Source organism: Streptomyces griseorubiginosus (assembly GCF_017614965.1).
Classification (GTDB): domain Bacteria; phylum Actinomycetota; class Actinomycetes; order Streptomycetales; family Streptomycetaceae; genus Streptomyces; species Streptomyces griseorubiginosus_B.
In genome coordinates, this window is sequence record NZ_WVUG01000331.1 from 1 (window position 1) to 9355 (window position 9355).

The 9355-nt window shown below is 71.2% G+C and carries 11 protein-coding genes; 6 read left to right on the top strand and 5 right to left on the bottom strand.

Features of this window, described 5'->3' with window-relative positions; genetic code table 11:
• The 3 genes from GRC12_RS37565 to GRC12_RS37575 form a co-directional block, all read right to left on the bottom strand.
• The coding region (locus GRC12_RS37565) for an ABC transporter ATP-binding protein (protein ID WP_208784695.1) at positions 1-1195 on the bottom strand (1195 nt) is incomplete at its 3' end.
• The gene (locus tag GRC12_RS37570) at positions 1188-1835 is read right to left on the bottom strand and encodes an ABC transporter permease (RefSeq protein WP_208784697.1); all 648 of its coding nucleotides are present in this window, start codon (positions 1833-1835) and stop codon (positions 1188-1190) included. The genes GRC12_RS37565 and GRC12_RS37570, both read right to left, overlap by 8 nt.
• A gap of 22 nt (positions 1836-1857) precedes the next feature.
• On the bottom strand, positions 1858-2337 hold the full coding sequence (locus GRC12_RS37575) for an Lrp/AsnC family transcriptional regulator (protein ID WP_208784699.1): 480 nt from the start codon (positions 2335-2337) through the stop codon (positions 1858-1860).
• A 126-nt stretch (positions 2338-2463) separates the two neighbouring features.
• Here GRC12_RS37575 and hppD point away from each other — a divergent pair, with 126 nt between their 5' ends.
• The 5 genes from hppD (at position 2464) to nthA (ending at position 5733) form a co-directional block, all read left to right on the top strand.
• Entirely contained in the window at positions 2464-3609 is a 1146-nt protein-coding gene (hppD, locus tag GRC12_RS37580) for a 4-hydroxyphenylpyruvate dioxygenase (protein ID WP_208784701.1), read from the top strand.
• An 89-nt stretch (positions 3610-3698) separates the two neighbouring features.
• On the top strand, positions 3699-4559 hold the full coding sequence (locus GRC12_RS37585) for a phage baseplate protein (RefSeq protein WP_208784703.1): 861 nt from the start codon (positions 3699-3701) through the stop codon (positions 4557-4559).
• Between the two features lie 20 nt (positions 4560-4579).
• The gene (locus tag GRC12_RS46580) at positions 4580-4879 is read left to right on the top strand and encodes an SH3-like domain-containing protein (protein ID WP_208784705.1); all 300 of its coding nucleotides are present in this window, start codon (positions 4580-4582) and stop codon (positions 4877-4879) included.
• A complete protein-coding gene (locus tag GRC12_RS46585) occupies positions 4872-5162 on the top strand; it encodes an SH3-like domain-containing protein (protein WP_208784707.1) in 291 nt (96 codons plus the stop codon). Before GRC12_RS46580 ends, GRC12_RS46585 begins: the two co-directional genes overlap by 8 nt.
• On the top strand, positions 5152-5733 hold the full coding sequence (nthA, locus tag GRC12_RS37600) for a nitrile hydratase subunit alpha (RefSeq protein ID WP_208784708.1): 582 nt from the start codon (positions 5152-5154) through the stop codon (positions 5731-5733). Before GRC12_RS46585 ends, nthA begins: the two co-directional genes overlap by 11 nt.
• 1 nt (position 5734) lies before the next feature.
• On the opposite strand, the gene GRC12_RS37605 is transcribed toward nthA, so the two are convergent.
• Positions 5735-7180, bottom strand: coding sequence for a tetratricopeptide repeat protein (locus GRC12_RS37605; RefSeq protein WP_208784709.1), 1446 nt, complete (start codon positions 7178-7180; stop codon positions 5735-5737).
• Between the two features lie 92 nt (positions 7181-7272).
• On the opposite strand from GRC12_RS37605, the gene GRC12_RS37610 reads away from it, so the two are divergent.
• Positions 7273-8679, top strand: a complete 1407-nt coding sequence (locus tag GRC12_RS37610) for an FAD-binding oxidoreductase (protein ID WP_208784710.1) — start codon at positions 7273-7275, stop codon at positions 8677-8679.
• Positions 8680-8696: 17 nt separating this feature from the next.
• Here the strand turns inward: GRC12_RS37610 and GRC12_RS37615 are convergent, their stop codons facing one another.
• Complete coding sequence (locus GRC12_RS37615) at positions 8697-9110, bottom strand: SsgA family sporulation/cell division regulator (RefSeq protein ID WP_208784711.1); 414 nt, start codon at positions 9108-9110, stop codon at positions 8697-8699.
• Positions 9111-9355 lie beyond the last annotated feature (245 nt).

Genomic DNA, 9355 nt, shown 5'->3' on the forward strand with positions numbered 1-9355 from the left:
GCCTCCCACCCCACGCCTCCTCCAGTTGGTGCCGGCGTTCCAGCGCCTCCAGCCGGTCGGCCTGCAGGAGTCGGTGTACGGACTTCATCAGCGTCTCCATGTCGACCACGCCCTCGTACTCACCGCGCGGCCCGGTCACCGCGACCCGCCCGGCGTGGTCGCTGAGCACCGCCTCCAGGGCGTCCCGGAGGGTGGCGTCCCTGGTCACCGTGGAGCGCACCGGCGTGCCCGCCCGCGCCAGGGAACCCCGCGCCCGCACGAGGTCCCGGCGCCGGAGCCACTTGTAGGGGCGGCGGCGCCTGTCGAGCAGCAGGATCTCGTTCGTGGCGCTGCCGCGGAGCCGGCCGACGACCTCCTGGAGCGGGTCGTCGATGCTCAGCGTCGGGCAGGCGGTGATCCCGACGTCCCGGACCCGGGTGAGGTTCAGCCGTTTCAGGGCCGCGCCCGCGCCGACGAAGCCGGAGACGAACTCGTCTGCCGGGTTGGTGAGAATGGCCTCCGGGGTGTCGAACTGGGCGATGCGGGAGCGTTCGCGCAGGACGGCGATCCGGTCGCCGAGCTTGACCGCCTCGTCGAAGTCGTGCGTGACGAACACGATCGTCTTGCGCAGTTCCTGCTGCAGTCGGATCAACTCGTCCTGGAGGTGGTCCCGGGTGATCGGGTCGACCGCGCCGAACGGCTCGTCCATCAGCAGGACCGGCGGATCGGCGGCCAACGCCCGTGCCATGCCGACCCGTTGCTGCTGCCCGCCGGGGAGCGTGCGGGGATGGCGGTCGTGGAACTCGCCGGGATCCAGCCCCACGAGGTCGAGCAGCTCCTCGACGCGCTCCCTGATTCGTGCCTTCGGCCAGCCGATCATTTTCGGGACGAGGGCGATGTTCTGGGCGACCGTCATGTGCGGGAAGAGACCGGCCGACTGGATCGCGTAGCCCACCTTCCGGCGGAGCTTCACGGGATCGGTGTCGGTCACGTCCTCGCCGTTGATCCGGATGCGGCCGCTGGACGGCTCGATCAGCCTGTTGATCATCTTGAGTGTGGTGGACTTGCCGCATCCGGACGGCCCGACGAAGACGACGGTCTCGCCCGCCTCGATCTCCATGCTGACGTCGTCGACGGAGGGCTCCGGATGGCCCGGATAGCGCTTGGTGAGGCTCTCCAGCCGGATGGCCGCCCCGGTCGTGGCACGCTCAGACACGGATCCCCCTCGGGATGGTCAGCCGTCCCAGGAGGACGTACGCGGCGTCGAACAGCAGCGCCAGGACGACGATCCCGAGGGTGCCCGCGAGGACCTGGTCGAGCGCGTTGCCGCTGCCCAGCGAGGCGATCCCACGGAAGATCTCGCCTCCGAGCCCGGGCCCGGAGGCGTAGGCGGCGATCGCGGCGATGCCCATCAGCATCCGCGTCGAGACCCGGATGCCGGTCAGGATCGGCGGCCACGCGAGCGGCAGCTCCACCCGCACCAGCCGCGTCGACCGGGACATCCCGATCCCGCGCGCCGCCTCCACCAGCGAGGGATCGACCCCGCGCAGCCCGACGACCGCGTCGCGCGCGACCGGCAGCAGCCCGTACAGCGTCAGCGCGGCCACCGTGGGCGGCGCGCCGAGGCCGACGACCGGAACGAGCAGGCCGATCAGGGCGAGGGAGGGGATGGTCAGGACCGCCGAGGCGGCCGTGGTGGCCAGGTCGCCGGCCCGGTCGCTGCGGTAGGTGAGGACGGCGATCAGCACGCCGAGCACGGTCGCGGCGACCATGCACTGCAGCACCGCGCTCGCCTGCTGGAAGGCGTCCGTGAGCAGCTGCCGGTGCCGGTCGCCCAGGTACTCCCAGAAGGTCACGCGCGCTCACCCCGCCGGTCGGTCAGGTGCTCTCCTCGTCCTGGGCCGCCTGCTCCACCAGCGGGATGATCCGCAGCGGAACGGGGTTCTCCATCACGATGGCGGTGGCGGCCCGGACGATCCCATCGAAACCGACGACCCGGTCGATCACCCGCTGGAGATCCGCGTTGGAGCGGGCCACCAGCCGGCACAGCATGTCCCCGCTGCCGGTGGTGGTGTGCAGTTCCAGCACCTCCGGCACGGTCGCCAAGTGGGCCCGTACGTCGGCCCCTTGGCCCTGGCGGATCTGCAGCGTGGCGAAGGCGGTGACGGGGTAGCCGAGGGCCGCCGGGTCCACCTGGGGACCGAAGCCGCGGATGACTCCGTTCGACTGAAGCCGGTCCAGCCGCGCCTGCGCGGTCCCGCGCGCCACCCCCAGCCGCCGGGACATCTCCAGCACCCCGATCCGCGGCTCCCGCGCCAGCAGCACGATGATCCTGCCGTCCAGTCCGTCGATCGCCACAGCAGCCTCCTGAGCCGGTGGTCATCCTGTACAGAAGAGCCGCTGATTCGGGGTCGGTGCTAAGCAGATTGTCCAGCGATTACGCAAACTATTGCGCACCTTGCCCGCGCGGTCCAGGCTGCGGACATGACGCAGACCACACACCACACTCCCGACACCGCCCGGCAGGCCGACCCCTTCCCGGTCAAGGGAATGGACGCGGTCGTCTTCGCCGTGGGCAACGCCAAGCAGGCCGCGCACTACTACTCCACCGCCTTCGGCATGCAGCTGGTCGCCTACTCCGGACCGGAGAACGGCAGCCGCGAGACCGCGAGCTACGTCCTGGAGAACGGCTCCGCGCGCTTCGTGTTCACCTCGGTCATCAAGCCCGCCACCACCTGGGGCCACTTCCTCGCCCGGCACGTGGCCGAGCACGGCGACGGCGTCGTCGACCTCGCCATCGAGGTCCCGGACGCCCGCGCCGCGTACGCCTACGCGCTCGAGCACGGCGCGAAGAGCGTCGCCGAGCCGTACGAGCTCAAGGACGAGCACGGCACGGTCGTCCTCGCCGCGATCGCCACCTACGGCGAGACCCGCCACACCCTGGTCGAGCGCACGGGCTACGACGGCCCCTACCTCCCGGGCTTCGTGGCGGCCGCCCCGATCGTCGAGCCGCCCGCCCACCGCACCTTCCAGGCCATCGACCACTGCGTCGGCAACGTCGAACTCGGCCGGATGAACGAATGGGTCGGCTTCTACAACAAGGTCATGGGCTTCACGAACATGAAGGAGTTCGTGGGCGACGACATCGCGACCGAGTACAGCGCGCTGATGTCGAAGGTGGTGGCCGACGGCACGCTCAAGGTCAAGTTCCCGATCAACGAGCCCGCCGTGGCCAAGAAGAAGTCCCAGATCGACGAGTACCTGGAGTTCTACGGCGGCGCGGGCGTCCAGCACATCGCGCTCAACACCAACGACATCGTCCGCACCGTACGGACCATGCGCGCGGCCGGTGTGCAGTTCCTGGACACCCCGGACTCGTACTACGACACCCTCGGCGAATGGGTCGGCGACACCCGCGTGCCGGTCGACACCCTGCGCGAGCTGAAGATCCTCGCCGACCGCGACGAGGACGGCTATCTGCTGCAGATCTTCACCAAGCCGGTCCAGGACCGGCCGACCGTCTTCTTCGAGATCATCGAGCGGCACGGCTCGATGGGCTTCGGCAAGGGCAACTTCAAGGCCCTGTTCGAGGCGATCGAGCGGGAGCAGGCCAAGCGCGGAAACCTGTGAGCCCCCAACCTTGCAACCGGTGAACGCCAGTTGACATTCTCAAGTCCTGCGGGTGCCGACGGGGTGCCCACAGGACTTGAGGGAGCAAGGTGCCCACGCGCGTCAACCTGGCCGTCCCGTCGAAGAGTTGGCTGTCCAAGAAGGCCACACTGAAGGAGCCGACGGTCCTGCAGTCGTTCGCTTTCGACGAGCACAACAAACACCTGTACGTCCTGCAGATCACCGCCACCGGCCACGAGGCCGGCGATCTCTGCCTCAACCAGCTGGACTACCAGGGCAATCGGCTCGGGTACATGTACCTCAAGGGCTTCGGGCACGGCGTCAGCATGGGCGTGCAGAACGACGACGACGGCACCGCCTGGATCTGGACCGAGTGCGACGCAAGGGGCGGTTACGGCCGGGGCGTCACCCGCTTCCGCTTCGCCGACAGGGCCACCCGCACCAACGCGGACATCGAGATACTCAAGCCGATAGCCGGCTCCACCAGCAACCAGCCCTCCGTGTGCATGACGTCGAAGCGCATCGCCGTCCGCCACCGTATGAAGGGCCTGCCCCGCTACCGCGTCTGGGACCTCGAGGCGTTCCTCGCGAAGAACTACGACGACCCGCTCGCCGACTTCGCGCAGACGGGCCTGCACCCCGACCCCGACATCGCCTTCCAGGGCTACGCCCTGCACGGCGACCACGTCTACCAGCTGGCCGGGACCGCCTACGACGACGTCAGCAACCCGCCGGCGAAACACGGCAACGCCTATGTGTCCTGCCTGGACATCCACTCCGGGAAGCTCCTGCAGCGGATGCGCACCCAGGCGGGGTACTCGCTCACCTACCGCGAGCCGGAGGGCCTCGGCGTGCGCGGGGGAGCCGAACCGAAGCTGTGCATCGGCTTCGCCTCCGGAGAGCTCGGCTCGCGCCGTTTCTCGATCTACGTCAAGGACGACAGCGAGTAGCGCGCGCCGTAGTCTGAGGCATGGCCAGGATCAACGACGTGGGCGGCACCGAGGGCTTCGGGGCCGTCGACATCACCGAGGACCCCGAGCCCTTCCACGCGGACTGGGAGGCGCGGGTCATGGGCCTCGTCAACGCCCTGGGCGCCAAGGGGATCTTCAACACCAACGAGTTCCGGGACGCGATCGAGTCGATGCCGCCGCGGGAGTACCTGTCGACCTCGTACTACGAGCGCTGGTTCCACGCCGTTTGCGTGCTGCTGGAGCGCAAGGGTGTCCTGGAACCGGGTGAGCTCGATGAACCGGGTGAGCTCGATGGCTGAGGACCGCTTCCCGCCCGGCACGCGCGTGCGCACCTTCCGCCACGACCCGCCCCACCACACCCGGCTGCCGCGGTACGCGCGCGGCAAGCGGGGTGTCGTCGTCGAGCCGGAGGGACCGGCCGAGCTGGCCGACGTCAGCGCGCTGGGCGACGGGCACGCGCCGGTCGAGCAGATCTACGCCGTCCGCTTCGACGCCCGCGACCTGTGGGGCGAGGGCGACCACCACGTCGTACTGGACCTGTGGGAAAGCTATCTGGAGGAGGACCGGGCCGATGAGCGGTGACCACTCCGACGCGACGATCGCCCAGCGCGTACGGCGACTGGAGACACTGCTGGAGGAGAAGGGCGTGCTCTCCGGCGCGCAACTGGACGAGACCATCGACGCGTATCTGTCGGGTGCCTCCCCGGCGAACGGCGCCCGCGTGGTGGCCCGCGCCTGGACCGACCCGGACTACCGGTCCCGGCTCCTCGCGGACGGCACGGCCGCCGTGCGCGAACTGGGCTTCATGGAGGGCTCGTACCAGCGGCTGAGGGTCGTCGAGAACACCCCCGGCACGCACAACGTCATCGTCTGCACCCTGTGCTCCTGCTACCCGCTGCGGCTGCTCGGACCGTCCCCCAGCTGGTACAAGTCCGAGGCCTACCGCTCCCGCGTGGTCCGCGAACCCCGCGCCGTGCTCGCGGAGTTCGGCCTCGACCTGCGCGCCGGCACCGAGATCACCGTCTGGGACTCCAGCGCGGAGACCCGCTACATGGTGCTGCCGTGCCGGCCGGAAGGGACCCAGGGGCTGGGGGAGGAGCAGCTGGCGGCGCTGGTGACCCGCAACGCGCTGATCGGTACGGCCGCCGTCTGACTCACCCCTCCTCCTCCGTACCCTCCGTGCCCTCCGGGGTCGCCCGGGCGGTGGGCACCGGCTCGTCCGGCGGCTCGCCGAGGCCCGCCAACGCCGACCGCGCCACCGGGACGTCCAGCGGCGAGAAGTACGGGTTGATCCGCAGCGCCTCCGTCAGATCCAGCCGTGCCGACCCGTCCTGCCCGAGCGTCCGCTCGATCATGCCCCGGTGGTACGAGTACAGCGCGCTGCGCACCCCACCGCCGTGCGCCTTGTCCGTCGCCACCGTCGCGTACCGCAGCGCCTCCTTGTCGTCACCGGCCCGGTGCAGCGCCCAGCCCAGCGCGTCGGCCACCGCGATCCCGGGCTGCCGCGCGTACTCGGCCCGCAGCCGCCGTACGGCCGTCGCCGGGTCCCCGTGGTCGGTCTCCGTCACCCCGAGCACCAGCTCGTCGTCCACGCCTCCCGACCGGTCCTTGCGCACCAGCGCCCGCACCTCGTCGTACTCCACCCGGGCCGCCTGCCCAAGCCCCAGCGACTCGTACAACTCGCCCAGTTCCAGGGCGTACTGGGGGCACGGCTGCTTCTCCAGCGCCACCTGGTACGCGCTCAGCGCCTCCGTCGTCCGGCCCATCGCCGCCAGGGTCCGCCCCTGCCCGGCCTGCGCGGCCCGCTGGTCGGGGTCGACCCGGACGGCCTCCTGGAAGTGCCGCAGCGCGTCCTTGAGGTCACCCCGCTCGAAGGCCAGCTGCCCGGTCCGCTCCAGCCACTGCGCCCGCTCGGCGGGGGAGCGGGCCGCGGCCGCCGCGTCGGTGAGGGCGGCCGCCGCGTCCTCGCGCCAGCCCCGGTCGCGGTAGACCGCCGCCGCCCGCGCCTGCACGGCCGGCCCCGTCCGCAGCTCCAGCAGCCGGTCCAGGGTCTTCTTCGTCGCCTTGTAGTCGCCGAGCCCGGTGTAGGCGTCGATCAGCAGCGGGTACGTCGTCCACCGCTTCGGCGCCAGCTTCAGCGCCGCCTCGCCCCACATCCGCGCGGACAGGAAGTCGTGACGGGCGTTCGCCAGCGCGGCCATCCCGCCCAGCGCCTCGGCGTTCCCGCTCGGCCGCACCCGCAGCGAGGTCTCCAGCGCCTGCTCGGCCCGCGGATAGTCGGCCGCGTCCGCCGTCCGCCGCCCCCGCTCCACATAGGCGCTCCCCAGCACCGCCCACGACACCGCGTCCGCCGGCCGGGCCCGCACCCGCGCCTGCCGCGTCTCGATCAGCGCCGCCAGCTCGGGAAGACCCGCCGGAACGCCCGTGGTGACGGCGGTGAGCGCCTGGGCCCCCGGCGCCGGTGCGACGGGCCGGTGCGCGGCCGGCCGCTCCCAGGGCCACAGCGCCAGCGCCCCGCAGAGCACGGCACATCCGGCGACGGCGGCGATCAGAGCGCGGCGTCCGGCACCTGGCCGCCGGCCCTCCTGTTGCGTCTCCATGGCGCTCACTGTGCGTCAGTACGACGAGCACGTCCCTGCATGCCTCCAGTGCCGTGGACGGGGTTCACACCGATGGCCCCGGGTGCGACGCTGTGATCATGAGCCGTATCGAAGCGCCCTCCGACGCAGCCACGGGAAACCTCGTCGACCGGCTCCTGACCGGTCTGCCCGCCGAGGCCGTCATCACCGACCCCGACATCACGGCGTCCTACGCCAACGACATGGCCAGCTTCTGCCCGGCCGGCACCCCCGCGGTGGTCGTCCTGCCGCGCACCGCCGAGCAGGTCCAGCACGTCATGCGCATCGCCACCGAACTACGCGTCCCGGTCGTCCCGCAGGGAGCCCGCACCGGCCTGTCCGGCGGCGCCAACGCCTCCGAGGGCTGCATCGTCCTCTCCCTGACCAGGATGGACCGCATCCTCGAGATCAACCCCGTCGACCGGGTCGCCGTCGTCGAACCGGGGGTCGTCAACGCGGCCCTGTCCCGCGCGGTCGGCGAACACGGCCTCTACTACCCGCCGGACCCCTCCAGCTGGGAGATGTGCACCATCGGCGGCAACATCGGCACCGCGTCCGGCGGCCTGTGCTGCGTGAAGTACGGGGTCACCGCCGAGTACGTGCTCGGCCTGGACGTCGTCCTCGCCGACGGCCGCCTGATGTCCACCGGCCGCCGCACCGCCAAGGGCGTCGCCGGCTACGACCTCACCCGGCTGTTCGTCGGCTCCGAGGGCTCGCTCGGCATCGTCGTCAAGGCCGTCCTGGCGCTGCGCCCCCAGCCGCCCCGGCAGCTCGTGCTGGCCGCCGAGTTCGCCTCCGCGGCCGCCGCCTGCGACGCCGTCTGCCGGATCATGGCCGGCGGCCACGTCCCCTCGCTCCTCGAACTCATGGACCGTACGACCGTCAAGGCGGTCAACGACCTGGCGCACATGGGTCTGCCGGAGACCACCGAGGCCCTCCTCCTGGCCGCCTTCGACACCCCCGACCCGGCCGCCGACCTCGCCGCGCTCGGCGCCCTGTGCGAGGCCGCCGGCGCCACCCAGGTCGTCCCCGCCGACGACGTCGCCGAGTCCGAACTCCTCCTGCAGGCCCGGCGGCTGTCGCTGACCGCCCTGGAGGCGGTCGCCGGCACCACGATGATCGACGACGTGTGCGTGCCCCGCTCCCGGCTCGGCGAGATGCTGGAGGGCGTCGAGCGGATCGCCGAGAAGTACGACCTGACCATCGGCGTCGTCGCACACGCCGGCGACGGCAACACGCACCCCACCGTCTGCTTCGACGCGGCCGACCCCGACGCCTCCCGGCGCGCCCGTGAGTCCTTCGACGAGATCATGGGCCTCGGTCTGCGGCTCGGCGGCACGATCACCGGCGAGCACGGCGTGGGCGTACTGAAGAAGGAGTGGCTGGCGCGCGAGATCGGCCCGGTCGGCGTGGAGATGCAGCGGCAGATCAAGCAGGTCTTCGACCCGCTGGGCATCCTCAACCCCGGCAAGCTGTTCTGACCCGCGCGCGGGTGCCCTCACTGGGCGAGCAACTGGTCGAGCGCCTCGTCGATCCCCAGCTGCTCGCCCTCGGTCCCCGGCGGTACCGCGCGCAGCGTCCGCTCCAGCCAGGCGGACACCTGCGCGGCCGGTCCCTCCAGCAGGGCGTCCCCGTCCGGCGAACTCAGCGCCATCAGCACGACGCTGCGGCCCTCCGTCTTCGTCGGCCACACCCGCACGTCCCCGTGCCCCGACGGCCGGAACACCCCCTCCACCAGCAGATCGCGGGAGAACGTCCAGTGCACGGGGTGCTCGGAGTTGGTGTGGAAGGCGACATGGACGGCGTACGGGTCGTCGGTGCGGTAGCTCAGCCGCGCCGGGACCGGGATGCTGCGCTCCGGTGACAGGACCAGTCTCAGCTCCAGCTCTCGTTCCACCACGGTGTAGTGCATGGCGTGCGGTTCCTCTCTCGGGCAGGTGTACGGAGCCCTGCGGTGGGCCCGTACCGGTGGAGAGCCGGAAGGGGGCGCGGGCATTACGCGGGTTGCGAGAACTTTTCTCCGAACATGTGGAGCGGGTGCGCGAGGTTGCCCGGAAAGGGGTGGGTAGTACGGGACTGGCGGTGAGGGTTGCGTCGGTCTGATAGATGTGGAGCCCCCCATACCCACCCCCGAGCAGATACGGGACGACGGACATG

Bases quoted from the DNA above. Each gene is read 5' to 3' on its own strand.
- GRC12_RS46585 (WP_208784707.1), top strand. From the start codon at position 4,872: ATGGCTGAGGACCGCTTCCCGCCCGGCACGCGCGTGCGCACCTTCCGC.
- GRC12_RS46580 (WP_208784705.1), top strand. From the start codon at position 4,580: ATGGCCAGGATCAACGACGTGGGCGGCACCGAGGGCTTCGGGGCCGTC.
- nthA (WP_208784708.1), top strand. From the start codon at position 5,152: ATGAGCGGTGACCACTCCGACGCGACGATCGCCCAGCGCGTACGGCGA.
- GRC12_RS37605 (WP_208784709.1), bottom strand. From the start codon at position 7,180: ATGGAGACGCAACAGGAGGGCCGGCGGCCAGGTGCCGGACGCCGCGCT.
- GRC12_RS37615 (WP_208784711.1), bottom strand. From the start codon at position 9,110: ATGCACTACACCGTGGTGGAACGAGAGCTGGAGCTGAGACTGGTCCTG.
- hppD (WP_208784701.1), top strand. From the start codon at position 2,464: ATGACGCAGACCACACACCACACTCCCGACACCGCCCGGCAGGCCGAC.